Origin of the sequence: uncultured Schumannella sp., from assembly GCF_905479755.1 — a bacterium.
GTDB lineage: Bacteria > Actinomycetota > Actinomycetes > Actinomycetales > Microbacteriaceae > DCRR01.
In genome coordinates this window covers 28,505-54,996 of record NZ_CAJQNT010000009.1, presented here as the reverse complement: position 1 = coordinate 54,996, position 26,492 = coordinate 28,505, and the positions used below count along the sequence as shown (strand labels likewise).

Here is a 26,492-nt window from a genome sequence, read left to right as displayed (position 1 = left end):
CCGTGACCACCGCTCGAGCCGAACGCCGCGCGCTCGATCGCGAGATCCTGCGCCTCGCCGTTCCGGCGCTCGGCGCGCTCGTCGCCGAGCCGCTGTTCCTGCTCACCGACACCGCGCTGGTCGGGCACCTCGGCGCCGTGTCGCTGGCGGGGCTCGGCATCGCCGGCACGATCCTGCAGACCGCGATCGGGCTGCTGATCTTCCTCGCCTACGCGACCACCCCCACGGTGGCGCGGCGCCTCGGGGCGGGCGACCGGGCGGGGGCGATCCGCGCGGGCATCGACGGCATGTGGCTCGCCCTGGCGCTGGGTGCGCTTCTCGCCGTGGTCGGCGCCCTCACCGCGCGCCCGCTCGCCGCCGCCTTCGGTGCGGCCCCGGCGGTGACCGACGCCGCGGTCGAGTACCTGGCGATCGCCGTCTGGGGGATGCCCGGGATGCTGCTCGTGATCGCCGCGACCGGGCTGCTGCGCGGCCTGAAGGACACCCGCACCCCGCTCGTCGTCGCGATCGCCGGCTTCACCGCCAACGCGGCGCTCAACGCCGTCTTCATCTACGGCCTGGGCTGGGGGATCGCGGGATCGGCCGCCGGCACCGTCGTCGCCCAGTACGGCATGGCCGCCGTCTATGTCGTGATGTCGGTGCGTGCCGCACGCCCGCACGGCGTCGCCCTCCGCCCGGGGCTCGCGGGGGTGAGCGCCTCGGCCGCGGCGGGCGGCTGGCTGCTGCTGCGCACCGCGTCGCTGCGCCTCGGCATGGTCGCCTTCACGGTCGTCGGCGCGGCGATCGGCACCGAGGAGCTCGCGGCGCTGCAGGTCTCGATGGCCGTGCTCTCGCTCGTCGCGTTCGTGCTCGACGCGGAGGCGATCGCCGCGCAGGCGATGGTCGGGCACGCGCTCGGCGCGGGCGACCACGGCCGGGTCCGCACGGTCGTGCGCCGACTGATCCAGCACACCGTGCTCGCCGGGCTCGGCAGCGGCCTGATCCTCGCGGCGCTCGCCCCCGTCGCCGGGCGGGTGTTCACCTCCGACCCGGCGGTGCTGGCGATGCTCCCCGGGCTGCTGCTCGTGCTGGCGGTGACCGCCCCGTTGGCCGGCTACGTGTTCGTGCTCGACGGCATCCTGATCGGCGCGGGCGATGCCCGCTATCTGGCGCTCACCGGCCTTGCCAACGTGGTCGTCTACCTGCCCGCTCTGCTGCTGGCCCTGCTTCCGCCCGAGGGCGGACTCGCCGCCGTGCTGCTCGCGCAGGGCGCCTGGTCGCTCGTGTATCTGGCGGCGCGCGCGCTCACTCTGGGGCTTCGGGCGCGGGGGGACCGCTGGATGACGACCGGCGCCGCACGCGCCGCGTCCTAGGCTGGTCGGGTGTCCGCCGCATCCGTCGCTCCGCCGTTCAGCTCGATCCTGTTCGATCTGGACGGCACGATCGTGGACTCCGCGCCGGGCATCACCTCGAGCCTCGCGCACACCTACGAGGCACTGGGGATGCCGGTTCCCACCCCCGCTGAGCTGCTGCGCTGGGTCGGCCCGCCGATCCTCGACTCCTTCCGCGACCTCGCGGGGCTGAACGAGGCGGAATCCGCTCGCGCGCTCGAGGTGTACCGCAAGCACTACGTCTCGACCGGCGTCTTCGACGCGGTCGTCTACCCAGGAGTGCGCGAGATCCTGGCCGCGATCCACGACGCCGGGATCCCGCTCTCGCTCGCCACCTCCAAGCCCGAGCTGCCGGCCCGGCTGATCCTCGACCACTTCGAGCTCTCGCAGTACTTCACCGAGTTCACCGGCGCGAGCGAGGACGAGTCACGCAGCGCCAAGAAGGACGTGGTGCTGGAGGCGCTGCGGCGCTTGCGCGTGGCGGGCGCCGATCTCAGCAACCCGATCATGGTGGGCGACCGCCACCACGACGTGGAGGGCGCCCACGAGCGCGGCATCCCCACCTTCTTCGTGACCTGGGGCTACGGCTCGCCCGCCGAGCAGGCGGGCGCGGTGGGTGTCGCCGAGACTCCGCGCGAGCTGGCGGCGCTTCTCGGCCTCGAAGCCTCCGCCGCCGCGTAGCTCGCGCAGCGGAGAACGGCGGCGTCAGCGGGCCAGTCGCTCGACCGCCGCGCCGAACAGTCGCGGCGCCGCGCGCGCGATCGGAACCACGCGGGAGCGCGCGGGGGAGTTCGCGAGCGCGACCGTCGCCCGGGTCAGCCAGCGGAAGTCCCGGGTGATCTGCCGCCAGCGCCGCTCGTAGTCGTGCGCGTCCCCGCGGCGCACCGCCTGCACAGCGGCCTCGGCCTGCGCGAAGCCGATGCGCAGCCCTTCCCCGGTCAGGGCATCGACATAGCCGGAGGCATCCCCGACCAGCAGCACCCGCCCGCGCGTGCGCGCGGAAGTCGTCTGACGGAACGGGCCCGCGCCGATCACCGGCGTCGCACGCGGTGCGCGGGCGATGCGGGCGGCGAGCTCGGGGCAGGCGGCGAGCGCCTCGCCGAACCGCACGCCGCGGCGGGTGAGCGCCGCGATCCCGACCACTCCATCGGCGGTGGGGGTGACATAGAGCTCGGCGTCGCTCGTCCAGTGCACCTCGATCAGGTCGCTCCACGGCTCGATCGCGAAGTGCTGGCGCTGTCCGAAGCGTCGACCGCGCTCCCGCGCCGGACGGTGCAGTCCCAGAAGGCGCGCGACGGGCGAGTGCAGGCCGTCGCAGGCGAGCATCCACTCGCCGCGCACCCGCGGCCCGGTCGTCAGCGCTGTGACGTGCTCGCCCTCCTGCTCGACGTCGAGCACGCGCGCGGCGACGCGGCGCACCCCGACCTGCTCCGCGCGCTCCAGCAGCGCGGCGTGCAGGGTCGTGCGCCGCACCCCGAGCGCGGTCCCGCCGGCGAAGCGGTGATCCGCCGACGACCGGCCGTCGCGGTAGGCGACCCCGCGCAGCTCGAAGCCCGCCGGAGCGACCCCCAGCCGGTGCAGCGCCGGCACGGCGCCCGGCATCAGGCCCTCCCCGCACGCCTTGTCGATGACGCCCTCGCGGGGCTCGACCACGATCACGTCGAGTCCGGCCTCGCGCGCCTCGATCGCGCTCGCGAGGCCGATCGGCCCGCCGCCGACCACCACGACTTCGGTCTCGTAGACCGTCACCGGGTCGGGCGCGCCGCGGCCAGGGCGCGATTCTCGGTGGGAATGCGGAAGCCGAGCAGCAGGATCGCGTTCAGCACCGTGAACACGATGGCGGTGATCCACGAGGTGTGCACCAGCGGCAGGGCGATCCCTTCGAGGGCGACGATCACGTAGTTCGGGTGGCGCACCCACGACCAGCGGTACGGTCCGCGTCGCGAGAGCGCGAGCCCGGGCACGACGATCACGCGCGTGTTCCATTGGAACCCGAGCGAGGCGATCACCCAATAGCGTCCCGCCTGGCAGAGCAGCGCGATCACCAGCATCGGCCAGCCGAGCTCCGGGATGAACGGACGCTCGCCGAGCCAGGCCTCGAGGAATGCCGCGACCAGCAGCCCGGTGTGCAGCGCGACCATCGCCGGGAAATGGCGCTTGCCGCTCTCGATCCCGCCGCGGGCGAAGGCCCAGGCGGCGTTTCGGCGCGAGATCACCAGCTCGATCAGGCGCTCCACACCCGTGAGCAGCAGGAGAGCTGCGAACATCACCAGGGTGAGCGTCATCACGCCACCCACTTCAGCAGCACCGACTCGCTGGTGACTCCCGGCCCGACGGCGAGCACCACGCCCAAGGCACCGTCCGTCTGGACGAACTGATCGGCGAGCACGTGCAGAACGGAGGCGGAGGAGAGGTTGCCGACCGACTCGAGAGAGCGCCAACTCGGTGCGAGCTGCCCGCTGCCGAGATTCAGGCCCACCTCGAAGGCCTCCAGCACGCGCGGGCCACCCGGATGCGCGATCCATGCCGCGATGTCCGCGGTGCCGAGCGCGTGCCGCTCCAGCAGCGCGAGCACCTCGCGCGGCACACCGCCGCCGACCGTCTCCGAGACCGAGGCGCTCAGCACGATGCGAAAGCCCGTTCCGCCGACGTCCCAGCCGATGACGCTCTGGCTGTCGGGGTGCAGCGCGGCGCGGGTGTCGAGGATCTCCGGGCCCGGCAGGCCGAGCTCCTCCGCGCGGTTCGCCCCGGCCACCACGACCGCTGCCGCGCCGTCGCCGAACAGGCCGCTGGCGACGAAGTTCGCCACCGAGAGGTCGTCGCGCTGCAGGGTGAGCGAGCAGAGCTCGACCGAGACGAGCACGGCGATCTCGTCGGGGTGGCCGACCAGGTAGTCGTGCACCCGGGCAAGCCCCGCGGCGCCGGCGACGCAGCCGAGGCCGAAGGAGGGCATCCGCTTGATGTCGGGGCGAAGGCCGACGAGCGGAACCAGGCGGGCGTCGATCGACGGGGCCGCGATCCCGGTCACCGAGGTGAACAGCAGGTAGTCGACCTCGCGCGGATCGAGACCGGCCGCGTCGAGCGCCGTGGTCAGCGCGCGCGCTGCGAGCGCGGTGCCCTCGCTGATCCAGATGTCGTTCGCCTCGGTGAACCCGCCGAGTTCGCGGTAGTGCTCCAGGGGCAGCACCGTGTGTCGGCGACCGATGCCGCTCGCGGCATGGAAGCGCTCCAGCACGGCGCGCTGCGGGCTCACCGGAGCGATCAGGTCGGCGAGCTCCGCCGTGATCTCACTCTGCGTGTAGGCATGCTCGGGCAGCGCCGGTGCCACCGCCACGATTCGCGACATGTGCGGAACGTACCACCCGAAGCCGCGCGGCGTCAGGGGACCTGACGCTGCTCCGGGCCGACGTACTCCGAGAGCGGGCGGATGAGCGCGTTCGACTCGAGCTGCTCCCGGATGTGCGCCGTCCAGCCGGTGACCCGGCTGGCGACGAACAGCGGCGTGAAGAGCTCGGTGTCGAAGCCGATGAGGTGGTACGCCGGCCCGCTCGGGTAGTCGAGGTTGGGCTTGATGCCCTTGCGGTCATCCATCGCCTGCTCGAGCGTCGTGTACAGCTCGGCGAGGTCGGGGCGGTCGTACTCCTGAATCAGGCTGTCGAGCGCCTGCTTCATCGTCGGCACGCGCGAGTCGCCGCTCTTGTAGACGCGGTGGCCGAAGCCCATGATCTTGCGCTTCTCGGCGAGCGCGGTGTCGAGCCAGGCCTCCGCCTTCGCGGCCTCGCCGATCTCGTCGAAGACGTACATGACGGCTTCGTTCGCGCCGCCGTGCAGTGGGCCCTTGAGCGCGCCGACCGCTCCGACGACGGCCGAGTAGAGGTCGGCGAGCGTCGAGGTGATCACGCGCGCGGTGAAGGTGGAAGCGTTGAAGGAGTGCTCGGCGTACAGGATCATCGACACGTCGAAGGCGTTGACGACCACCAGGTCGGGCACTTCGCCGAAGGTCATGTGCAGGAAGTTCGCCGAATAGCCGAGGTCGCCGCGGGGCTCGACGAGGTCGAGGCCGCGCCGACGACGCTGCGTGTAGGCGACGATCGCCGGCAGCTGGGCCCAGAGTCGGACCGCCTTGTCGAGGTTGGCCTCCGGGCTCGCGTCGGCCGCGGTCGCATCGGCGGCACCGATCGCGCTGATGGCGGTGCGCATGACATCCATCGGATGCGCATCCTTCGGCAGCAGGTCGATCGTGTGCTTGGCCAGCGGGGTGAGCGCGCGGTGCGCTCGCTCCAGCTCCTGGAAGTTCTGCAGCTCGTCCTCGCTCGGCAGCTCGCCGTGCCAGAGCAGGTAGGCGACCTCCTCGAAGGTGCGGCTGGCGCAGAGATCCTGCACCGGATAGCCGCGGTAGAGCAGCGAGTTGGTCTCGGGGTTGACCTTCGAGATCGCGGTGGTGTCAACGACGACACCCGCGAGCCCCTTCTTGATCTCTGTCATGTCAGCTCCTGTTGTTGTTCAGGTCGAAGGTGAAGATGTTGTCGTCGAACGAACCGTAGGCCGCATAGTCGACGAGTTCGTAGAGGCGTGCCCGGGTCTGCATCTCGGGCACCTTCGAGGTCAGCGATCCCTCGGCGAGGATCGTGTCGAGGCCACGTTCCGCCGCGCCCATCGCCAGACGCAGGAGCGACACCGGGAAGATCACGATGTTCACCCCGACGTCGGCCAGCTGCGCCGTGGTGAACAGCTCGCTCTTGCCGAACTCGGTCATGTTCGCCAGCACCGGCACGTCGACGGCCGCGCGGATCGCGGCGAACTCTTCGAGACTCGCCATTGCCTCGGGGAAGATCGCGTCGGCGCCCGCATCGACGAGCGCCTTAGCGCGATCGATCGCGGCGGCCATGCCCTCCACCCCGCGGATATCGGTGCGCGCCATGATCAGGAAGTCGGGGTCGCGCCGGGCCGACACCGCGGCACGGATCCGCTTCAGCGCCGTCTGCTCGTCGACGACCTCCTTGCCGTCGAGGTGACCGCAGCGCTTCGGGTTGACCTGATCCTCCAGGTGGATGCCGGCCACGCCCGCGTCCTCCATCACCTGCACGGTGCGCGCGACGTTCATCGGCTCGCCGAAGCCGGTGTCGGCGTCGACCAGCGCCGGCAGGTCGGTGACCCGCGCGATCTGCGCCGCGCGACCGGCGACCTCGGTGAGGGTCGTCAACCCGATGTCGGGAAGCCCCAGGTCGGCGCTCATCACGGCACCCGAGATGTAGACGCCCTCGAAGCCCTTGTCCTGGATGAGCTGGGCGCTCAGCGGGTTGAAGGCGCCGGGCATCCGCACCAGTTCGCCGCTCGCCAGGCGGGCGCGGAAGGCGGCGCGCTTGGCGCTCGCGGTGAGGTTCGCGTGCAGCATCAGAAGAGTCCCTTCGGCGAGACGGGCAGTCCCTCGGCGACGACGTTGAGCTGGTCGAGCTCGCCCGCGCCGAGGGTCGGCAGCGCCTCGGCCGCGGCCAGGAAGCGCTCGATCTCGGTGTCGGCGAGCACGCCCGCGGCGAGGGTGCGGAACTTGGCCACGTATTCGGCGCGCGCGAACGGCCGGGCGCCGAGCGGATGCGCATCCGCCACCGCGATCTCGTCGACGATGCGCTCCCCGCTCACCAGCTCGATCTCGACCCGCCCGCCGAAGGCCTGCTCCTTCGGGTCGGTGGAGAGGTAGCGGCGTGTCCACTCCGGGTCTTCGACGGTGGTGACCTTCTGCCACAGCTCCACCGTGTCGGCGCGCTGTGCGCGCTCCGGCGCGTAGGAGCCGACGTGATCCCAGGCGCCGTCCTGCAGGGCGACGGTGAAGATGTAGGGAATCGAGTGGTCGAGCGTCTCGCGCGAGGCGGTCGGGTCGTACTTCTGCGGGTCGTTCGCGCCGGATCCGATCACGTAGTGCGTGTGGTGGCTGGAGGCGAGCACGACGCGGGCGATGTTGGCGGGGTCGCGCAACTCGGGCCGCTCGGTGCCGAGACGGCGGGCCAGGTCGATCCAGGCCTGCGCCTGGTACTCGGCCGAGTGCTCCTTCGTGTAGGAGTCGAGGATGGCACGCTTGGCCTCCCCGGCCTCCGGCAGCGGGATCGTGTAGCGCGCCTCGGGGCCGCCGAGGAGCCACGCGATCACGCCGTCTTCGCCCTCCCAGATCGGCGAGGGCGAGGTCTGCCCGCGCATCGCCCGATCGATCGCTTCGACGGCCATCTTTCCGGCGAAGGCGGGGGCGTGCGCCTTCCAGGTGGAGATCTCGCCCTTGCGCGACTGGCGCGTGGCGGTGGTGGTGTGCAGCGCCTGGCCGATGGCCTGGTAGATCGTCTCGGGGGCGAGGCCCAGCAGGGTGCCGATGCCGGCGGCGGCGCTCGGGCCGAGGTGCGCGACGTGGTCGATCTTGTGCCGGTGCAGGCTCATCCCGGTGGCGAGGTCGATCTGGATCTCGTAGCCGGTGGCAAGACCGCGCACGAGATCGGCACCGTCGCTGCCGACGTGCTGCGCGACGGCGAGCACGGGCGGGATGTTGTCACCGGGGTGCGAGTACTCCTCGGCGAGGTAGGTGTCGTGGTAGTCGAGTTCGCGCACGGCGACCCCGTTCGCCCAGGCGGCCCACTCGGGGCTGTGCTTGCTGGTCACCCCGAAGACCGAGGCGCCGGCACCCCCGGGGGTGGGCTGGTGCGCGAGGGCCTGTCCGCGCGCGCTGGTCACCGGCGCACGTCCGAGCGACGCGACCGCGACAGAGGCGTTGTCGATGACACGGTTGATCACCATGTCGGTGACCTCGGCGCTCACCTCGACCGGGTCGACCGCGACTTCGGCGATCTTCCACGCCAACTGCTCCTCCCGGGGCAGCGGCTCCGAGCTCTTGTAGGTGCGAACGAGGTGATTCTTCACGCGGGGGTCTCCTGTCGGTCTCGCACGGCCAGCGTCGCGAGGATGGTGGTGAGGGCATGGCGCAGGTGCGCCGACACGGCGGAGGCGGCGAGCGCCTCGTCGCCGTCACGAATGGCTTCGCAGATGAGGCGGTGCTCGCTCGCCGAGCGACGCAGGCGCTCCGCGTTGTCGGCAGCCATGCGGCGGGCGCGCGCGAGGTGCGCGCGCACGGCGTCGAGGCTGGCGGCGAAGGCCGGGTTCTCGATCGCGACGGCGAGCGCCTGGTCGAATTCGGCGATCAGCGCGTAGTACGAGTCGATGTCGCCCGCGTCGAGCAGGCCCGTGGCGCGGTCGAAGCGCTCGGCGAGGTCGGCGAAGACGGCGTCGTTGCGGCGGCGCGCGGCGAGTTTCGCGGCGTGCGTCTCGAGGGCCTCGCGCAGTTCGAAGTAGCCGCGCACGCTGTGCTCCGAGACGTCGGAGACGATCGCGGTGCGGCCGCGTGTCGTGTCGACGAAGCCTTCGACGGCGAGACGGGCGAGGGCCGCGCGCAGCGGGGTGCGCGAGACGCCCAGGCGCTCGGCGAGCTCGATCTCGCTGAGCGGAGTGCCGGGGCGCAGGCGCCAGGCGAGGATGTCTCCTCGCAGCGCCTCGTAGGCCCGATCGCTCGCACGCACGGGCCCACTGTACGCCGCTTCCCCGGTTCTGTATACAGAATCGGGGTTTTCAGGCGCTCATAGTTGCGAAAGACGGCTTTCGGGATACATTTGCGCGCCGATCGCCCCCCGAGGGCTCAGCAGTCGCAGGAGATCGCGCCCGCACCCGCCATCGCGCGCGGACCGGTCAGCTCGTCGACCGGCCGCGTGATGTCGCCGGAGTCGTCCACGGCCGGCAGCCCCTCGCGCGCCCAGTACTCGAAGCCGCCGATCATCTCGCGCACCTCGAAGCCCAGCCGGCTCAGCTCGAGCGCCGCCTTGGTCGACCCGTTGCAGCCCGGGCTCCAGCAGTAGACGACCACCGGCACCTCGCGGGGGAGCACGTCGACCGCGCGGGCGGCGACGTCCTGCCGCGGCAGGTGAATCGCGCCGACCGCGCGACCCTGTCGCCACGCGACCTCGTTGCGCACGTCGACGAAGCTCAGCGCCTCGCCCGCGTCCAGCGCCGCCTGCACATCCGAGGGGTCGGTCTCGAAACGGAGCTTGGCGGCGAAGTGGTCGACGGCGGTCTGCTGTGCGGGAGTCATGGTGCGAGCGTACGAACCTCCGCGCCACAGCTCCATCGATGCGCGGCCAGCCAGACGGGATATCCCGCCACCGCGCACCCAGCACACGACCCGGACAATTCGAAGCAGCCCGACCTAGGCTGACACCATGCGAAGCAGCGGCACGTCTTCTCCCGCACGGCAGTTCGCACTGCCCGCGGTGGCGGGTCTCGCCGCCGGGGTTGCCGCGGCGGGCGCGGGTGAGCTGGCCGCCGCACTGCTCGTGCCGACCGGCAGTCCCTTCACCGTCATCGGCGCCGCCGCGATCGATCTGGCGCCGTCGTGGGCCAAAGACGCGGCGATCGCGCTGTTCGGCACCGCCGACAAGATCGCCCTGATCGTCGGCATCGGACTGGTCGTCGCCGCACTGGCGGCACTCGCCGGCGTGATCGAGAGTCGCCGCTCGCCGCTCGGCCGCGTGCTGTTCGGCGTCGGCGCCGCCCTCGGGGTGGCCGCCGCGATGACCCGCTCGGATGCGGGCCTGCTTTCGCCCCTGCCCTCCGCCGTCGCCGGTGTCGTCGGGGCGATCGCGCTGACGATGCTGCTGCGGAAGCGCCCCGAGCGCCCCGGCGAGCACGCGGTGTCCGCGGCCGCGGACACCGCGGGACTCAGCCGTCGTGGCTTCCTCGGCTGGTCGGCGGGAACCGCCGTCGTGGGCGCGCTCGCCACGCTGGGCGCCAACGCCCTGCAGGCCGCCACCCGCACCGCCACCACCGTCCGTGAGGCGTTCACCCTGCCGAGCGCGGCCACGACCGCCGCGGCCGTTCCGGCGAGCGCGGAGCTCGGCATCGACGGCCTGGCGCCGGTGATCACCCCGAATGAGCTCTTCTATCGGATCGACACCGCGCTGCGCGTGCCGCAGGTCGACCCGGCCGACTGGAGCCTGCGCATCCACGGCCTCGTCGACGAGCCGTTCGAGCTGAGCTGGGACGAGCTGTTGGCGCTGCCGCTCGAGGAGTCGTACACGACGCTCATGTGCGTCTCGAACGAGGTCGGCGGCGGGCTGATCGGCAACGCCAAGTGGCTCGGCTATCCGATCCGCGAGCTGCTGGCGCGCGCCAAGCCGCAGGCCGGTGCCGACATGGTGCTGTCGAAGAGCATCGACGGCTGGACGGCCAGCTCGCCGCTCGGCGTGCTGCAGGACGCGGAGCGCAACTCGGTGCTCGCGATCGGCATGAACGACGAGCCGCTGCCGGTCGAGCACGGCTTTCCCGCGCGGCTGGTCGTGCCCGGGCTCTACGGCTACGTGTCGGCGACCAAATGGGTGACCGAGCTCGAAGTCACGCGATTCGCCGATCAGACGGCGTACTGGACGGATCGCGGCTGGAGCGCCGAAGGTCCGGTGAAGATCTCGAGCCGCATCGACGTGCCGTACAGCGGACGCACCGTGGATGCCGGAGCCGTCACGATCGCGGGCGTCGCCTGGGATCAGCACACCGGCATCGCCGCGGTCGACGTGCAGATCGACGGGGGCGCGTGGCAGCCCGCGGAGCTCGCGACCGCCATCTCGGTCGACACCTGGGTGCAGTGGCGCCTGGACTGGACAGCGACGAGCGGCGACCACCGCATCCGAGTGCGCGCGACGAGCGTCGACGGCGAGGTGCAGACCGAGGACATCCAGGGCGTCATTCCCGACGGGGCGACCGGCCTGCACGAGATCGTGGTCCGGGTGGCCTGACTCCGCCGCGGATAACCGCGTTGGGCGGTTACGCCTTCGCGCCCGCGAACGCGAGGGTTCCCCCGAGTCCGATCATCATGACGCCGCCCACCGCGCCCAGGTTCGCGATGCGCGCCGGCGACTTGGCGAACCAGTCGCGCGCCGACCCGGCTGCGATCGCCCACGCGGAGTCGGAGATGACCGCGAGAACGAAGAAGATCAGCCCGAAGACGAGCATCTGAACCCACGCCGGCCCGACGCTCGCCACCACGAACTGGGGCAGCACGGCGACGAAGAACGCGATCGTCTTCGGATTGGTGATGCCGACGACGAAGCCCTCCCCGAGCAGCCGGCGGCGCGAGCGGGAGACCGCCGCCCCCTCCAGGAGTGCGGCGCCGTTGCGGTGCCGGTGGCGGATCGCCTGCACTCCGAGGTAGATCAGGTAGGTGGCGCCGGCGATCTTGATGATCGTGAACAACAGCACCGATTGCACGATGATCGCTCCGAGGCCCACCGCGACCGCGACGATGAGCGGGATCAGCCCGACCGCGTTGCCGAGCACGCTCAGCACACCGCCCCGACGCCCGAGCGCGAGCGCCCGACCGACGCTGAACAGCACGCTCGGTCCGGGAATCACGATCAGAACAAGAGCGGCGAGAGAGAAGGCGACCAGGTGCGGCCAATCGGGCATAGCGCTGAGATTACCCGCGCGCGAGAAGTGTTTCGACACCGTTCGACGCGGCGCGATACCGTCGAATGGTGAGCGAGAACACGGCGTCGCGGATCGGCCTCGGGCTGGCCGCCATCGGACGTCCCGCCTACATCACGAGCGGGCGCGACCGCGACCTCGGCGACCCGGCCGAGCGCACCATCGACGGCATGCGGCGACGCGCCCACGAGCTGTTGGAGGCCGCCTGGGAGTCGGGCATCCGCTACGTCGACGCGGCCCGCTCCTACGGCGACGCCGAGGGATTCCTCGGCTCCTGGGTCGCCCGTCATCCGGGTCGGCGCGACCGGCTGACGATCGGGTCGAAGTGGGGCTACGAGTACGTCGGCAACTGGCGGATGGATGCGCCGCAGCACGAGCGCAAAGAGCACTCGCTGGCGATGTTCGAGCGGCAGTGGCCGCACTCGGTCGCGGCGCTCGGCACTCATCCCGACCTCTACCTCATCCACTCGGTCACCCCCGAGAGCCCCGCCCTCTCGGATGGTCCGCTGCTGGACGCGCTGCGTCGCCTCGCCGACGACGGCGTGCGCGTCGGGATCTCGACCAGCGGACCCGAGCAGAGCGCCGTGATCGAACGTGCCCTCGACGTGACCGACTCCCCGTTCTCGGTGGTGCAGGCGACCTGGAACCTGCTCGAGCCCTCGGCCGGCCCCGCGCTCGCGCACGCCGACGCCACCGGCTGGCTCGTCGTCGTGAAAGAGGCCCTCGCCAATGGCCGCCTCGTCGAACCCGACGCGGCCGCCGCCCGGCTCGCCGACGGCGAGGGGCAGAGCGCGGACGCCTTCGCGATCGGCGCCGTGCTCGCCCAGCCCTGGGCCGACATCGTGCTGAGCGGCGCCGTCACGGTCGAGCAGCTGCACTCGAACCTCGCCGCCCGGGAACCCGGCGTCGCCGCCGCCGACCTCGCCGCTCTCACGATCGACCCCGCCCAGTACTGGGCGGAGCGCTCGGCGCGCGGCTGGGCCTAGCGCTCGGAGCATTGCTCAGGCCAGACTGACGGCCATGGGATCAACGTTGACCGCCATCGGCCTTCCGGTCGCGCTCGGCATCATCATGTTCGGGCTCGGCCTCTCGCTCACCCCCGGTGATTTCGCCCGGGTCGCCAAGCATCCGAAGGCGGTGATCATCGCTCTCGGCTGCCAGCTGGTGCTGCTGCCGGCCCTCTGCTTCGGCCTGGTGCTGCTGTTCCAGCTGCCGCCGATCCTCGCCGTCGGCATGCTGCTGCTGGCCGCCAGCCCCGGCGGTTCGACCGCGAACCTCTACAGCCACCTGTTCCGCGGCGACGTCGCCCTGAACATCTCGCTGACGGCCATCAATTCGATCATCGCGATCTTCACCCTGCCGCTCATCACCAACCTGGCGATCACGTTCTTCCTGCCCGGCGATGACGGCCTCGGCATCCAGTTCGCCAAGGCGGTCGAGGTGTTCGCGATCGTGCTCGGCCCGGTCGTGCTCGGCATGCTGGTGCGCTGGTGGAAGCCCCGATTCGCGGATGCGATGGACACGCCGGTGCGGATCGCCTCCATGCTGATCCTGGCGATCGTGATCGCGGGAGCCGTCATCGCGAACCTCGACCTGCTGATCTCGAACATCGCCGGGCTGGCCGGCATCGTTGTGCTGTTCTGCGTGCTGAGCCTCACCCTGGGATTCTTCGTGCCGCGCCTGTTCCGGGTGGAGCGACGCCAGGCGGTGGCCAGCTCGTTCGAGATCGGCATCCACAACGCGACGCTGGCGATCGTGATCGCGCAGACCGTGATCGGCAGCGTCGAGATGTCGCTGCCCGCCGCCGTCTACGGCGTGCTGATGTTCTTCATCGCGCTCGCGTTCGGGTTCATCATTCGCGAGCGGAAGGGGGCTCGGGAGCCCGCGACGGCGACCGCCGCGATGTGAGGTCGGGGCGCCGCGGGCACCTCATGACGTGAGCGGGGGTGACCCCTCGTCGTCGCTCTCAGCCCACCGCGCGGACCAGTGGATCAGCGGCTCGAAGGCGGCGGGGAGCTCGACCGCAAGGGCGGTGAGTCCGTACGCGCCGTCGTCGCGACGCGTGACGACACCGGCGTCCGTTAGTTCACGCAGACGGATCGCGAGCGTTGAGGAAGACATGCCATCGCACGACCGCTGCAGCTCGCGGTAGCTGAGGTCGCCCGACTGAAGCTCCCACACGATGCGCATGGCCCATCGCCGAGTCATCAGGTCGAGCAGCGCGAACAGCGGGCGCCCGCTACGGGAGCCGCGAACGGCGCGACCGGGCATCGGAGTAGACATTCCGCCAGAATATCGCCTTGCGCTTCGAAAGTCGAAGCATTAGCGTGGCTTTTGCTTCGACAATCGAAGCGCGAGGTCGTCAGGAGGAACGCAGTGCGCATTGGAATCGTCGGCGCCGGCAACGTGGGTCGGCTCTACAGTCAGGCATGGGTCCAGCGAGGACATGATGTGATCCTCAGCTACTCCCGCAATCCGGACTCACTCGCGGCGGCAGCTGCGTCGTTGGGACCGCGAGCCTCGACCAGCGAGGTGGAAGAGCTCGTCGAGTGCAGCGACGTCATCCTCTTCGCGCCGCCATTCGAATGCATCGCGGATGCGGCCGCTCGACTCGGGGCGGCGGGCGAGAAGATCGTGATCGATACAACGAATCCGTTCAACCCGGAGCGCACGGGCCTCATCGAACTGGGCTCCGCGACCGCGCACGATCACGTCGCCGAGGCTCTCCCCGAAGCGGTGCTCGTCAAGGCTTTCCACAACCTCTCCGTGCAGCAGGCGAGCGCCGCGATGTCGGCGCATCCTGCTGCCGTCTTCGTCGCATCGGAGAGCGCCGAAGCAACGAACGCGGCGGCGCGCCTGGTGATCGACGCGGGCCTGCTGCCGGTCGCCACGGGCGGTCGCGCGACGGTCTCGTGGAGCGAGGCGCCCGGCCCGCTGTTCATGAACGTGTACGACGTCACCGACGCGATTCCGGCGTTGAATCGCGCAGCCGAGTGATGGCGGGGGCACGACGACGCCTCTCGCCTACACCTCGATCGCGCCGCCGCGCTCGGTGAGGTAGCGGCGCAGGGTGAGGTCGGGATCCGCCGCCTGGCGGGAGCGGTAGCCGGCGAAGTCGAGCTGCGCGCGCAGGCTATCGCCAGCGCGCATCCGCTCGGCCTGCGCGGCCTCGGTGCGCACGATCTCGGCGGCGGTCGCGGTGAGCGCGTCGAGATGCGCGGCGGCGAACACGAGCACGCCGTCGTCGTCGGCGGCGATCCAGTCGTCAGCCGAGACCGCCACCCCGTCGAGCATCGCGCTGCGCATGGCGCGGCCCGCGGGGGGAACGCGGCGGGGTCCGAACGGATGTGCGCCGCGGCTCCACACCGGCAGCCCGATCTCCCGCAGCTGCGCCTCGTCGCGGTGGCGTCCCCAGATCACCGCCGCCGCGAGCCCAGCTGTCGCCGCCTCCAGCACGATCAGATCGCCGACGCACGCCTCATCGTCGCGGCCCCCGTTGTCGACGACGAGCACCGCCCCCTCCGACGCATCGTCGATCGCCTCGAGGATCACGTCGACGCTCCCCAGGTGCGTGACGGGCGCCGCGCGACCGGAGACGATTCGGCCCCGCGCCAGCGACGCAAGGCTGACCGGCGCAAGCTGCACCGGAAGACCAAGGCGCAACGACGCATCGGCGAGTGCTGCGGTCGGCGGGGTTGCTGGGGGGTTTGCGAGCGGAGGCATGCGGCCAGGCTAGGAACCGGCGACCCGGTTGTCGCCAGCCAGTCGGGCGGCACTGGACCGCGTGCCGCTTCCGTCGATATCTCTTGGTGCGCGAGGCGGGACTTGAACCCGCACGCCCTTGCGAGCACTGGCACCTGAAGCCAGCGTGTCTGCCATTTCACCACTCGCGCGCATGTGACCACCGAGGCGATCAACTGACAGAGATTATCACAGCGTGCCGGGGCGCTCGCGCGCCCCCACCCCCGCGAGCGGTGCGAAACGTGCGGTCCCGGATGCGCAGACCGCGCTTTTGGCACCGCTCGCGGGGCGGGAGCGGGGTGGGAAGGGGCGCGGGAATCGAAGTCCGAGAGCCAACCCGGCTCGGCCCGTTACGATCAACATATTCGGGCTTGGGGCGCCACGGCCCGAGCCTGCACGCCGGAAGGGGACCCGTGGGGATTCTCGACAGCTTTGAGCAGGGCTTGGAACGCGTCGTCAACGGCGCCTTCGCCAAGACCTTCAAAAGCGGTCTGCAGCCGCTGGAGGTGACGGCCGCACTCCGCCGCGAGCTCGACACCAAGGCAGCCGTCGTCTCGCGCGACCGGATCCTCGCCCCCAACCAGTTCACCGTGCGCCTCGCCCCCGCCGACTTCGAGCGGATGAGCGGGCTCGGCGAGCCGCTGATCGATGAGTTCACGCAGCTGGTGCAGCAGCACGCCGCCGCCCAGCATTACTCCTTCGCGGGCGGCATCACGATCACACTCACCGAAGACACGACCCTGAGCCAGGGCATCGTGCGGATCGATTCGGTCAACGTGAAGGGCGAGGTCGACTGGGTGCCCACCCTGGACATCGCGGGAGAGCAGCACCGGCTCCCGACCGGGCGCACCGTGATCGGACGCGGAAGCGACGCCGACATCACGATCGATGACCCCGGAACCAGCCGGAAGCACATCGAGATCCTGTGGGACGGCAAGCGCGGCCAGGTCAAGGACCTCGGCTCGACCAACGGCTCGAAGCTCAACGGGGTGCGCCTCGGCACCGCGCCACTCCAGCCCGACAGTGTCATCGAACTGGGCAGAACCCGTATCGTGTTCCGAGTGCTCGCCCATGCGGCCGGCACCGACCCGCGGAACCCGAGAACGCCATGAGTGTTCACGAGCTGAAGGAGCCTGGCCGCCCGTGAGCGAACTGACTCTGCTTCTGCTGCAACTGGGGTTCCTGCTCCTGTTGTGGTTCTTCGTCTTCGTCGTCGTGTACTCGCTGCGCTCCGATCTCTTCGGCCAGCGCGCCCGCAAGCTGCCGGATGCGGCACCCGTCGCCGGCGCCCAGGACACCGCGGTGGCGCCCTCCGCCCCCAGCGACAAGCCGAGCGCCCCGCGCGTGGAGGCGCACCGCGCGCCCCCCGGTCCGAGCGAGACCACCCCGCGTCGACTGGTCATCACCTCCGGACCGCGCGAGGGCATGGAGATCGACCTGCCCGCCGAGCAGCTCACCATCGGGCGCTCCAGCGAGTCCGGGCTGGTCATCCGCGATGACTACACCTCCACGCACCACGCGCGCCTCATGCTGTGGAACGACTCCTGGGTCATCCAGGATCTCGACTCGACCAACGGCACGGTTGTCGACGGCGCGCGCGTGACGCTGCCCACCCCGGTTCCGCCGAACGTCCCGGTGACGATCGGCACGACGAGCTTCGAACTGCGGCGGTAGCCGATGACGACACCCACGAGCGCGGCGGTCTCCCACGTCGGTCGGATCCGGGCCAACAACCAGGACTCCGGCTACTCCGGCACCCACCTCTTCGTGGTCGCCGACGGGATGGGCGGCCACGCGGGCGGCGACGTCGCCTCGGCGATCACGACCAAGCGCCTCGTCGACGCGGATGTCGCCTACGCGACGGCGGAGGACGCCGAACAGGCCCTGCATGACGCGCTGATCGCGGCGAACGGCCTGCTCGCCGAGACCGTGTTCGAGCACCACGAGCTGACCGGCATGGGCACCACCGTCAGCGGCATCGTCCGCGTCGGCAACCGCGTCGCGCTCGCCCACATCGGCGACTCGCGTGTGTACCGCTACCGTGACGGCGAGCTCGAGCAGCTCACCGCCGACCACACCTTCGTGCAGCGCCTCGTCGACTCGGGACGCATCACGCCCGAGGAGGCCGCGGTGCATCCGCGTCGCTCGGTGCTGATGCGCGTGCTCGGCGATGTCGACGCCGCACCCGAGATCGACACCAAGATCCTCGACACCCGCGTCGGCGACCGCTGGATGCTCTGCTCGGATGGTCTCTCGAGCTACGTCTCCGACGAGAAGATCGCGTCGATTCTCGGCTCGTTCCGCACCCCGCAGTCGGCCGCCGACCGCCTGGTGCGCGAGAGCCTCGACCACGGCGCCCCCGACAACGTGACGGTCGTGCTGCTCGACATCGACGACGAGGAGGAGGTGCACCCCGCGCCGCCCGTTCTCGTCGGCTCGGCGGCGGCGCCGCTGAGCTTCGACGCCGAGCCCGTCCGCCGACCCATCCGCCTCCCCACGCTGCTGCTGCATCCGCTGAAGGCCTCGCAGTCGGAGGATGCGCACTTCGAACCCGAACGCGAGGGCTTCCTCGAGGAGCTGATCGAGGAGGATCGCCGGCGCGCGATCCGGAGGCGCATCTCGGCGCTGCTGCTGCTCGTGCTGGCCATCGCCGCCATCGTGGCCGCCGCCTTCCTGTCGTACCGCTGGACCCAGTCGCACTATTACGTCGGCGAGGAAGACGGCCGGGTGGCCGTGTTCCAGGGGGTGCAGGCGACGATCGGGCCGCTCGAGCTGTCGAGCGTGTACCAGACGACCGCGATCGAGTTGCTCGACCTGCCCGAATACCAGCAGGAGGCGGTGACCAAGACGATCAGCGCGGACAACCTGCGCGATGCGCTTGACATCGTCGCGCGGCTGCAAGCGGCGGCGGGCGGCTGACATGACGTCACCCGACACCGCGACCCGCCCCCCGCTGACGACGACGATCCGCCTTCGCCTCCGCCAGCCCGCGCGCCGGCGCAACATCGAGCTGGGCATGCTGCTGCTCGCGATCGCGATCAACGGCGTCGCGCTCGGGCTGGTGCAGATCGGCGCTCTCGGCCGGATCGGCGGCACCATGCTCGCCCTCGGCGCCGGCCTCGGCATCCTCGTGCTCGCCGTGCACGTCGCGCTGCGGGTCGTCGCCCCCGACGCCGACCCGTTCGTGCTGCCGATCGCGACCGTGCTCAACGGGATCGGCATCGCCGGCATCACCCGCATTGACATCGCCAAGGAGCTTGTCGGCTGGGATGCGTCCGGCGTCCGCCAGATCGCCTGGTCGGCGATCGCGATCATCATCGCGTTCGCCGTGCTGCTGCTCATCCGCAACCATCGGGTGCTCCTGCGGTACCGCTACGTCATCGGTCTCGCGGCGCTCATCCTGCTGCTTCTTCCGCTGGTTCCGGGACTCGGGCGCCCGGTCAACGGGGCCTACGTCTGGATCAGCGTCGGCGGGCTCTCCTTCCAGCCCGGTGAGATCGGCAAGATCCTGCTGGCGGTCTTCTTCGCCGGCTACCTCGTCACCGCGCGCGACTCGCTCTCGCTCGTGGGGCGCACGATCCTCGGCATCCGGTTCCCTCGCGCGCGCGACCTCGGCCCGATCCTGGTGGTCTGGATGTTCGCGATGGTCGTCCTCATCGGCCAGCGCGACCTCGGAACCTCGCTGCTCTACTTCGGCCTGTTCCTGGTGATGCTCTACGTCGCCACCGGGCGCCCGAGCTGGATCATCCTCGGCATGCTGCTCTTCGTCGGCGGTGCGTTCGCGGCGAGCCGGCTCTTCACCTACGTCGGCAACCGCTTCACCGCCTGGCTCGACGCGTTCAACCCCGAGTACGCCGACGACCAGAGCTATCAGCTCGTGCAGGGCATCTTCGGCCTGGCCAACGGCGGTCTTCTCGGCACCGGACTCGGCCGCGGGCGCCCCGACATCGTGCCGCTCGCCGAGAGCGACTTCATCATGGCGACCCTCGGCGAAGAGCTGGGACTGATCGGCCTGTTCGCGATTCTCTGCCTGTACCTGCTGTTCGTCTCGCGCGGATTCCGCATCGGCTTCACCGGGCAGGATGACTTCGGCCGGCTCCTCGGCGTCGGCGTCTCGTTCGTGGTCGCGCTCCAGGTCTTCATCGTCATCGGCGGCGTGACGCGGGTGATTCCGCTCACCGGACTCACCACGCCGTTCCTCGCCGCCGGCGGTTCCTCGCTCGTCGCGAACTGGATCATCGTGGCGCTGCTGCTGCGGCTCTCCGACTCGGTGCGAAGCCAACCGCGCTGGGTGGTGGTTCCCTCATGAACAAAGAACTTCGCCGGGTGAGCGTGCTCGTGCTGCTGATGTTCCTCGCGCTGTTCACGTCCAGCTCGATCATCCAGGTCTTCCAGCAGGACGAGCTCGCCGCCAACCCGTTCAACGCCCGCACGCTGTACGACAGCTTCTCGGCCGAGCGCGGCTCGATCCTCGTCGACGGCATCGCCATCGCGAACTCCGTTCCGGTGGACGACGAGTACTCCTACCAGCGCGAGTACTCGAACGGGCCGCTGTACGCCGCGGTCACGGGCTACTTCACGCTCGATCAGGGCACGACCGGCATCGAGGGCGAGCTCAACGACTTCCTGAGCGGCACGGCGAGCGAGCAGTTCCTCGACCGGGTGAACGCCATCCTCACCGGCCAGAACCCGCAGGGCGCCGCCGTGCAGGTCACCATCGATCCGGCGGTGCAGCAGGCGGCATGGGATGCGCTGGGCGATCTGAAGGGGTCGGTCGTCGCGATCGACCCGACGACCGGCGCGATCCTGGCGATGGTCTCCACACCGAGCTTCGACCCGAACGACCTGGCCAGCCACAACTCGAGTGTCGTCATCGACAACTACACCGAGCTGCTCAACGACACCGACGATCCGCTCATCAACCGCGCGATCTCGGGCGACCTCTATCACCCCGGCTCGACGTTCAAGCTGATCGTCGCCGCAGCCGCGCTGGAGTCGGGGGAGTACACCCCCGACAGCGAGCTGCCGAACCCGCGCACCATCACCCTGCCCGAGAGCAGCTCGGTCGTCTCGAACTCGGGCGGCGGCGCCTGCGGCGGCGGCGACACGGTCACGATCGCCGACGCACTGCGGTTGTCGTGCAACGTGCCGTTCGCCGAGCTCGGCCAGGAGCTCGGCTACGAGGCGATCGCCGCCCAGGCGGCCCGCTTCGGCTTCGGCGATGAGAGCATCAGCGTTCCGATGAGCGTCACGCCGAGCATCTTCCCGCAGACGGAGAGCGAGGCGCAGCTCATGCTCTCCTCGTTCGGCCAGGCGAACGTGCGGGTGACTCCGCTCGAGATGGCGATGGTCTCCGGCGCGATCGCCACCGGCGGAACACAGATGCTGCCGACGCTCGTCGACAAGATCGTGGCGCCCGACCTGTCGATCGTGCAGGCGCTGGAACCGCAGGTGTACGGCACGCCGCTCAGCAGCGAGACCGCCGCGCTGATGCGCGACATGATGATCAACAACGTCGCGAGCGGCGCCGCCAGTAATGCGACAATTACGGGGGTTGACGTCGCGGGCAAGACCGGCACAGCACAGAATGGCGAGGGCGAGCCGTACACGCTCTGGTTCACGGGTTTTGCCCCGGCTGACAACCCACAGGTTGCGGTTGCGGTGGTGGTGGAAGATGGCGGTGGACTCGGGCAGTCCGGGTTCGGCAACACCGTTGCGGCGCCGATTGCGAAGAAGGTCATTGAGGCGGTGCTGAACAGATGAGACCCACAAGCGGGCTCACCTTCGGGGGGCGCTATCAGCTGTCGTCCCGCATCGCCATCGGCGGCATGGGCGAGGTCTGGCAGGCCACCGACCTCGTGATCGGGCGCACCGTCGCGATCAAGATCTTGAAGGACGAGTACCTCGGCGATCCCGGGTTCCTGGAGCGCTTCCGGGCGGAGGCGCGCCACGCGGCCCTGGTGAACCACGAGGGCATCGCGAACGTCTTCGACTACGGCGAGGAGGACGGCTCCGCCTTCCTCGTCATGGAGCTCGTGCCCGGCGAGGCGCTGAGCGCCGTGCTCGAGCGCGAGCGCGTGCTGCCGAGCGACAAGGTGCTCGACTTCGTGGCACAGACCGCCTCGGCGCTGCAGGCTGCGCATCAGGCCGGCCTCGTGCACCGCGACATCAAGCCGGGAAACCTCCTCATCACGCCGGATGGCCGCGTCAAGATCACCGACTTCGGCATCGCCCGGATCGCCGACCAGGTGCCGCTCACGGCCACCGGTCAGGTCATGGGGACGGTGCAGTACCTCTCGCCGGAGCAGGCGAGCGGCCACTCGGCCTCGCCCTCGACCGATATCTACTCGCTCGGAATCGTCGCCTACGAGGCCCTCGCCGGCCGTCGCCCGTTCACCGGCGAATCGCAGGTCGCGATCGCGATGGCACAGATCAATGACGCCCCGCCGGAGCTGCCGGTCACCGTGTCCGAGATGGTGCGCAACCTCGTCTACTCCTGCATCGCGAAGCGCCCCGAAGATCGGCCGGCCTCGGCCGCGCATCTCGCGCGCGCCGCGCAGGCGCTGCGACGCAACGACATCGCGGGCGCCATCGCCGCGGTGCCGATCCTCGCCGAAGGAACCGATCTCACGGCCGCGACCGCCGTCATGGGCACCGCCGCAACCCGCATCCTGCCCGGCGGGGTCGGCGGCGCCAGCGCCGGCGTGTCGACCGCGACCGCGCCGCTCGACACCACGCCCCGACGCAATCCCTGGACCTGGCCGCTCGTCGCCCTCGTCGGGGTGCTCACCGTCGCGCTCGTGGCGATCATCATCGTGCTCGCGATCAGTCCGAGCGGCACCGACCCGGAGGCGACGCCCAGCTCCCCGGCGCCCACCTCGGCCGAGGCGACGCCGGATCCGACCCCGGAGCCCAGCGAGACCCCGGTCGTGATTCGCGCCGCTGACTACGAGGGCCAGCCGTTCAACCAGGTGCAGGCCGCGCTGGAGGAGCTCGGCCTCAAGGTGGTTCGCCAGGATGGCTCGGTCGCGAGTTCGCCCGCGCAGAACGACACCGTTCAGTCGATCAGCCCGACCGGCAATCTGGCCGTGGGCGAAGAGGTCACCGTCCGCGTGTACCAGTCCTACCCCGGGGCACCCACCCCGAGCACACCGACCTCCTCGACGGTCGGACCGTACACGGCGGGGCAGACGATCGTCATCAACTTCCCGCAGTACTCGGGATGCCCCGCCGGCTACACGCGCGCGGGCTACAACTTCACCCTCACGAACGCGACCTTCGCGAGCGGCGGCAACCCGGTCGCCGCCGACGCGACGTCGATCAGCATCGTTCTCGGAAGCCCCGGCACCGCGTCGGTGAGCTACACCGCCTCGTGCAGCCCCGGCGGCCTGACCACCGATCCCTCCGACTCGCTCGACATCACCGTCAACTAGCGGTTCAGCGCGAGCCACTACACTTGCTCCGACTCAACGACCGATAGGACTACGCCGTGACCGAGGGGCCGATCGCCGGAACCCATCTTCTGGCTGACCGCTACCAAATCGGAGAGCTTCTCGGCCGGGGCGGCATGGCCGAGGTGCACGCGGGCTACGACGCCCGCCTCGGTCGCAACGTCGCCGTCAAGCTTCTGCGCCCCGCGCTCGCCTCCGACCCGGCCTTCCGCACCCGCTTCCGCCAGGAGGCCCAGGCCGCCGCGCGGATGTCACACCCGACGATCGTGCGCGTCTACGACGCCGGGGAGCAGACCGTCCCTGATCCCGCGGGCGGCGAGCTCCAGCTGCCGTTCATCGTGATGGAGCGGGTCGAGGGCAAGCTGCTGAAGGACGTGCTCGAGGCCGGCCCCGTGGAGCCGGCCGAAGCTGTGCGCATCGCCGAAGGAATCCTGACCGCGCTCGAGTACTCGCATCGCGCGGGCGTCGTGCACCGCGACATCAAGCCCGGCAACGTGATGATCACCCAGAACGGTCAGGTGAAGGTCATGGACTTCGGGATCGCACGCGCGATCTCGGACTCGTCGGCCACCATCGCGCAGACCAGCGCGATCCTCGGCACCGCCCAGTACTTCTCGCCCGAGCAGGCGCGCGGCGAGGCGGTCGACGCTCGCACCGACCTCTACTCGACCGGGGTCGTGCTCTACGAGATGCTCACCGGCCAGGCGCCGTTCCGCGCCGAGGGCGCGGTCGCGGTCGCCTACCAGCACGTCAGCGAAGCGCCCGTTCCGCCGAACACGCTCAACTCGGCCATCTCCCCGGCGCTCAGCGCCGTGGTGCTGCGCGCGCTCGCGAAGGACCGATTCGAGCGCCACCAGTCGGCCGCCGACTTCCGCTCCGATCTCGAGATCGCCCTCGCCGGCAAGGTGCCCGACGCGGCGCCCGCCACCGACGACTTCGGTGCCGCGCTGTTCGGGGTCAACCCGAACTCCTCGGCAGCCTCGGTCGCCACGATGCGGCGCCTCACCGAGGACTCCGGCGGCGACCGCGCTCCGCGCACGCAGTCGCGCCCTCCGGTCGCCTGGATCTGGGGATCCATCGCCCTCTTCGCCATCATCGTGGGTGCTGCGCTCTACTGGGTCTTCACCCTCACCGGGCCGACGCTCTCCGGCCCCGGAACCGCCATCGAGGTGCCGGATGTCGTCGGCGAGCAGTTCACCGACGTGAGCCAGTCGATCATCGACAGCGGCCTGCAGATCGATCAGGTCAACCGCACCGATGTGACCGCGCCCGCAGGCCAGATCCTCGAGACGACGCCCGAAGCGGGCACCCGCGTCGGGCCCGGCTACGAGATCACGATCGTCGTCTCCGCCGGTCCGCCCGCCGTCACCCTGCCGAGCCTCACCTACTCCACCGAGGCCGATGCGATCGCCAAGATCGAGGAGCTCGGGCTCACCTACGGTTCGACGCGATCGACCTATTCGGCGAACGTCGCCAAGGGCGTCGTCATCGGCGTCGAACTGCCCGGGAGCACCGAGGTCGTGACCCGCGCGGTCGAGGTCTCGCCGGACGGCGATGCCGTTCCCGATGTGAACCTGGTGATCTCGAACGGACTGGTCAACATCCCCGACTACGTCGGCGAACCGGTCACCACCGCCCGCGACGGTCTGGGCGTGCTGCAGCTGACGGTCAAGCTCCAGCAGGACACGTCGTGCTCCGGCGGCCAGGTCGTGTCGCAGTCGATCAAGGGCGATCAGCCGCAGAAGTCGACCGTCACCGTCGTCTACTGCCAGCCGTAGCGCTGCCTCGGTCGAGAAGCTCCGGCGCGGTCAGCCGAGCTTGACCAGCGGGGTCAGGTCGCGCGCGCGCTCGGCGGCGACGGCGAGCCCCGCGGTCGCCAGCCAGTTGCCGAGCATCCGGTAGCCGCCCTCGGTCAGCACCGATTCGGGGTGGAACTGCACCCCGAGGACGGGAGCCTCGCGGTGCCGCAGCCCCATGATCACGCCGCCGGTCGTGCGCGCCGTCACCTCGAGCTCCGCCGGGACGGTGCCGTCGACGACGGCGAGCGAGTGGTAGCGCGTCGCGCGGAACTCGCTCGGAACGCCGGCGAAGAATTCGCTGTCGTCGTGCGTCACCTGCGAGGTCTTGCCGTGCATCAGCTCGTCGGCGTGCGTGACCGTGGCGCCGAGCGCCTCGGCGATCGCCTGGTGGCCGAGGCAGACGCCGAGCAGCGGCAGCTTGCTGTCGATCGCGGCGTGCACGATCGGAATCGAGATGCCCGCGTGGGCCGGGGTCCCCGGTCCGGGCGACAGCAGCACCGCGTCGTACTCGGCGATCCGGGCCGGCACCTCCGCCTCGGCGATGTCGTCGTTGCGGATCACGTCCGTCTCGGCACCCAGCTGCTGCAGGTAGCCGACGAGGGTGTACACGAAGCTGTCGTAGTTGTCGACGACAAGAACCCGGGTCATCGACCTCCGCCAATCTGGTTCAGGGCCTGAGGCGCCCCATCTTCCACGGTCACATCCTGCGGTGCGACGAGGCCATCGATGATCGGGAAGACCCAGATCACCAGCGCCGTCATGACGGCGGTCAGCAGCACGAGAAGGATGAGCACGCGCACCCACCACGGGCCCGGCAGCACATACCAGAGCGTCGCGTACATCAGTTGTCTCCTCGGTCGGTCACGACGACGCCTGCACCGTCTCGGCGATCTCGGCCGGGGGCCCATCCGCACGCGGATAGAACTGGTCGAAGACGCCGTAGGCGATGATGCGCTCCGCCGTGGAGAAGAACGGGTTGCACGTGGTCATCGTGATGAGTCGTTCCTCGGGGCTGACGCCCTCCATCTGCGGAACCGGGTCGATGACACCGACGCCGCGCGGCGTCACGTACTCCAGGTTGCGAAACACGTAGCCGTACCAGCCGTCCTGGGTCTCGACGTAGACCGTGTCGCCGACCTGCAGCTTGTGGATGTTCTCGAGGTTGCCGCCGTAGGCCTTGCGGTGCGCGGCGATCGCGAAGTTGCCGACCTCGCCGGGCATCTGCGTGCCGGGGTAGTGGCCGAGGTTGTTCTTGTTCAGCACGCTCCAGGTGCCGACGCCTTCGGCGATCGGTCGATAGTAGTCGTCCCCGAACCGCGGCACGATGAGCAGCGCGAAGCGCTCGGTCTCGGCGACCGGCTTCATGACCGGCGGATCGTCGGTGTCGCCGCGCACGGCCTCGCCGATGGTCTTGTCCCACTCCTGGGTGATCTCCAGCGACTCGGCCTCGAGCTGCTGGCCGACGATGATGTCGTTGAGCCAGAGCTGCCAGCCGACGAAGGCGAGCACCAGGAATCCGGCCGTGACGAGCAGTTCCCCGAGAACCCCGACGACCGTGACCCGCGGGCGGCGCCGACGCGGCTTCGCGCGGTGCCCCGCCTCTCGCAGCTCTCGACGCGACGTCATGC

General features: G+C 70.4%; 27 protein-coding genes and 1 tRNA gene. 13 read left to right on the top strand and 15 right to left on the bottom strand.

Features of this window, described 5'->3' with window-relative positions:
• Window positions 1-2 precede the first annotated feature (2 nt).
• Together QZ258_RS02830 and QZ258_RS02825 are read left to right on the top strand one after the other, a co-directional pair.
• The gene (locus tag QZ258_RS02830; RefSeq protein WP_294178843.1) at window positions 3-1,352 is read left to right on the top strand and encodes an MATE family efflux transporter; all 1,350 of its coding nucleotides are present in this window, start codon (window positions 3-5) and stop codon (window positions 1,350-1,352) included.
• Between the two features lie 9 nt (window positions 1,353-1,361).
• Window positions 1,362-2,051, top strand: a complete 690-nt coding sequence (locus QZ258_RS02825) for an HAD hydrolase-like protein (RefSeq protein WP_294178841.1) — start codon at window positions 1,362-1,364, stop codon at window positions 2,049-2,051.
• A 24-nt stretch (window positions 2,052-2,075) separates the two neighbouring features.
• Here QZ258_RS02825 and QZ258_RS02820 read toward each other — a convergent pair whose 3' ends face one another.
• The 8 genes from QZ258_RS02820 to QZ258_RS02785 all read right to left on the bottom strand — a co-directional run bounded on the left by QZ258_RS02820 (window position 2,076) and on the right by QZ258_RS02785 (window position 9,489).
• Complete coding sequence (locus tag QZ258_RS02820; RefSeq protein WP_294178840.1) at window positions 2,076-3,119, bottom strand: NAD(P)/FAD-dependent oxidoreductase; 1,044 nt, start codon at window positions 3,117-3,119, stop codon at window positions 2,076-2,078.
• Window positions 3,116-3,655 carry an isoprenylcysteine carboxyl methyltransferase family protein gene (locus QZ258_RS02815; RefSeq protein ID WP_294178877.1) on the bottom strand — a complete coding sequence of 180 codons (540 nt, stop codon included), beginning with the start codon at window positions 3,653-3,655 and terminating at the stop codon, window positions 3,116-3,118. Before QZ258_RS02815 ends, QZ258_RS02820 begins: the two co-directional genes overlap by 4 nt.
• Window positions 3,655-4,716, bottom strand: coding sequence for a type III polyketide synthase (locus tag QZ258_RS02810; protein WP_294178838.1), 1,062 nt, complete (start codon window positions 4,714-4,716; stop codon window positions 3,655-3,657). The genes QZ258_RS02815 and QZ258_RS02810 overlap by 1 nt, the downstream gene beginning before the upstream one ends.
• 32 nt (window positions 4,717-4,748) lie before the next feature.
• Complete coding sequence (locus QZ258_RS02805) at window positions 4,749-5,855, bottom strand: bifunctional 2-methylcitrate synthase/citrate synthase (protein WP_294178836.1); 1,107 nt, start codon at window positions 5,853-5,855, stop codon at window positions 4,749-4,751.
• A gap of 1 nt (window position 5,856) precedes the next feature.
• Complete coding sequence (prpB, locus tag QZ258_RS02800) at window positions 5,857-6,765, bottom strand: methylisocitrate lyase (RefSeq protein WP_294178834.1); 909 nt, start codon at window positions 6,763-6,765, stop codon at window positions 5,857-5,859.
• Window positions 6,765-8,270 (bottom strand): MmgE/PrpD family protein, encoded by a 1,506-nt coding sequence (locus QZ258_RS02795; RefSeq protein WP_294178833.1) that lies wholly within the window; start codon window positions 8,268-8,270, stop codon window positions 6,765-6,767. Before QZ258_RS02795 ends, prpB begins: the two co-directional genes overlap by 1 nt.
• Window positions 8,267-8,923 carry a GntR family transcriptional regulator gene (locus tag QZ258_RS02790; protein WP_294178832.1) on the bottom strand — a complete coding sequence of 219 codons (657 nt, stop codon included), beginning with the start codon at window positions 8,921-8,923 and terminating at the stop codon, window positions 8,267-8,269. The genes QZ258_RS02795 and QZ258_RS02790 overlap by 4 nt, the downstream gene beginning before the upstream one ends.
• A gap of 116 nt (window positions 8,924-9,039) precedes the next feature.
• On the bottom strand, window positions 9,040-9,489 hold the full coding sequence (locus QZ258_RS02785; RefSeq protein WP_294178830.1) for a rhodanese-like domain-containing protein: 450 nt from the start codon (window positions 9,487-9,489) through the stop codon (window positions 9,040-9,042).
• 127 nt (window positions 9,490-9,616) lie between these two features.
• Between QZ258_RS02785 and QZ258_RS02780 the strand changes: the two genes are divergently transcribed.
• A complete protein-coding gene (locus tag QZ258_RS02780; protein ID WP_294178828.1) occupies window positions 9,617-11,185 on the top strand; it encodes a molybdopterin-dependent oxidoreductase in 1,569 nt (522 codons plus the stop codon).
• A gap of 28 nt (window positions 11,186-11,213) precedes the next feature.
• Here QZ258_RS02780 and QZ258_RS02775 read toward each other — a convergent pair whose 3' ends face one another.
• On the bottom strand, window positions 11,214-11,855 hold the full coding sequence (locus tag QZ258_RS02775) for a LysE family translocator (protein WP_294178827.1): 642 nt from the start codon (window positions 11,853-11,855) through the stop codon (window positions 11,214-11,216).
• Between the two features lie 68 nt (window positions 11,856-11,923).
• Here QZ258_RS02775 and QZ258_RS02770 point away from each other — a divergent pair, with 68 nt between their 5' ends.
• Window positions 11,924-12,859, top strand: coding sequence for an aldo/keto reductase (locus QZ258_RS02770; RefSeq protein ID WP_294178826.1), 936 nt, complete (start codon window positions 11,924-11,926; stop codon window positions 12,857-12,859).
• A gap of 34 nt (window positions 12,860-12,893) precedes the next feature.
• On the top strand, window positions 12,894-13,781 hold the full coding sequence (locus QZ258_RS02765) for a bile acid:sodium symporter family protein (protein ID WP_294178825.1): 888 nt from the start codon (window positions 12,894-12,896) through the stop codon (window positions 13,779-13,781).
• A 21-nt stretch (window positions 13,782-13,802) separates the two neighbouring features.
• Here the strand turns inward: QZ258_RS02765 and QZ258_RS02760 are convergent, their stop codons facing one another.
• Window positions 13,803-14,156 carry a helix-turn-helix domain-containing protein gene (locus QZ258_RS02760; protein WP_294178824.1) on the bottom strand — a complete coding sequence of 118 codons (354 nt, stop codon included), beginning with the start codon at window positions 14,154-14,156 and terminating at the stop codon, window positions 13,803-13,805.
• Window positions 14,157-14,249: 93 nt separating this feature from the next.
• Between QZ258_RS02760 and QZ258_RS02755 the strand changes: the two genes are divergently transcribed.
• A complete protein-coding gene (locus QZ258_RS02755) occupies window positions 14,250-14,870 on the top strand; it encodes an NADPH-dependent F420 reductase (RefSeq protein ID WP_294178823.1) in 621 nt (206 codons plus the stop codon).
• Between the two features lie 27 nt (window positions 14,871-14,897).
• Here the strand turns inward: QZ258_RS02755 and QZ258_RS02750 are convergent, their stop codons facing one another.
• A complete protein-coding gene (locus QZ258_RS02750; protein ID WP_294178822.1) occupies window positions 14,898-15,596 on the bottom strand; it encodes an RraA family protein in 699 nt (232 codons plus the stop codon).
• 84 nt (window positions 15,597-15,680) lie between these two features.
• Window positions 15,681-15,766 (bottom strand) — tRNA-Leu (locus tag QZ258_RS02745).
• A 261-nt stretch (window positions 15,767-16,027) separates the two neighbouring features.
• Here QZ258_RS02745 and QZ258_RS02740 point away from each other — a divergent pair.
• Genes QZ258_RS02740 through pknB form a run of 7 tightly spaced genes read left to right on the top strand, consistent with a single transcriptional unit; the run spans window position 16,028 to window position 24,843 of the window.
• A complete protein-coding gene (locus QZ258_RS02740; protein WP_294178821.1) occupies window positions 16,028-16,726 on the top strand; it encodes a DUF3662 and FHA domain-containing protein in 699 nt (232 codons plus the stop codon).
• 31 nt (window positions 16,727-16,757) lie between these two features.
• Window positions 16,758-17,288 carry an FHA domain-containing protein gene (locus QZ258_RS02735; protein WP_294178820.1) on the top strand — a complete coding sequence of 177 codons (531 nt, stop codon included), beginning with the start codon at window positions 16,758-16,760 and terminating at the stop codon, window positions 17,286-17,288.
• Window positions 17,289-17,291: 3 nt separating this feature from the next.
• Window positions 17,292-18,533 (top strand): PP2C family serine/threonine-protein phosphatase, encoded by a 1,242-nt coding sequence (locus QZ258_RS02730; protein ID WP_294178819.1) that lies wholly within the window; start codon window positions 17,292-17,294, stop codon window positions 18,531-18,533.
• 1 nt (window position 18,534) lies between these two features.
• On the top strand, window positions 18,535-19,923 hold the full coding sequence (locus tag QZ258_RS02725; protein WP_294178818.1) for an FtsW/RodA/SpoVE family cell cycle protein: 1,389 nt from the start codon (window positions 18,535-18,537) through the stop codon (window positions 19,921-19,923).
• Window positions 19,920-21,377 carry a penicillin-binding protein 2 gene (locus tag QZ258_RS02720; RefSeq protein WP_294178817.1) on the top strand — a complete coding sequence of 486 codons (1,458 nt, stop codon included), beginning with the start codon at window positions 19,920-19,922 and terminating at the stop codon, window positions 21,375-21,377. Before QZ258_RS02725 ends, QZ258_RS02720 begins: the two co-directional genes overlap by 4 nt.
• Window positions 21,374-23,047, top strand: coding sequence for a protein kinase (locus tag QZ258_RS02715; protein WP_294178816.1), 1,674 nt, complete (start codon window positions 21,374-21,376; stop codon window positions 23,045-23,047). The genes QZ258_RS02720 and QZ258_RS02715 overlap by 4 nt, the downstream gene beginning before the upstream one ends.
• A gap of 56 nt (window positions 23,048-23,103) precedes the next feature.
• The gene (gene pknB / locus QZ258_RS02710; protein ID WP_294178815.1) at window positions 23,104-24,843 is read left to right on the top strand and encodes a Stk1 family PASTA domain-containing Ser/Thr kinase; all 1,740 of its coding nucleotides are present in this window, start codon (window positions 23,104-23,106) and stop codon (window positions 24,841-24,843) included.
• 30 nt (window positions 24,844-24,873) lie between these two features.
• On the opposite strand, the gene QZ258_RS02705 is transcribed toward pknB, so the two are convergent.
• The 3 genes from QZ258_RS02705 to QZ258_RS02695 are packed head-to-tail and all read right to left on the bottom strand — an operon-like array spanning window position 24,874 to window position 26,490.
• Window positions 24,874-25,512: an aminodeoxychorismate/anthranilate synthase component II gene (locus QZ258_RS02705; protein ID WP_294178814.1), complete on the bottom strand. Its 639-nt coding sequence runs from the start codon at window positions 25,510-25,512 to the stop codon at window positions 24,874-24,876.
• On the bottom strand, window positions 25,509-25,706 hold the full coding sequence (locus QZ258_RS02700) for a hypothetical protein (protein ID WP_294178813.1): 198 nt from the start codon (window positions 25,704-25,706) through the stop codon (window positions 25,509-25,511). The genes QZ258_RS02705 and QZ258_RS02700 overlap by 4 nt, the downstream gene beginning before the upstream one ends.
• Before the next feature lie 19 nt (window positions 25,707-25,725).
• Window positions 25,726-26,490: a class E sortase gene (locus tag QZ258_RS02695; RefSeq protein ID WP_294178812.1), complete on the bottom strand. Its 765-nt coding sequence runs from the start codon at window positions 26,488-26,490 to the stop codon at window positions 25,726-25,728.
• Window positions 26,491-26,492: the final 2 nt, after the last annotated feature.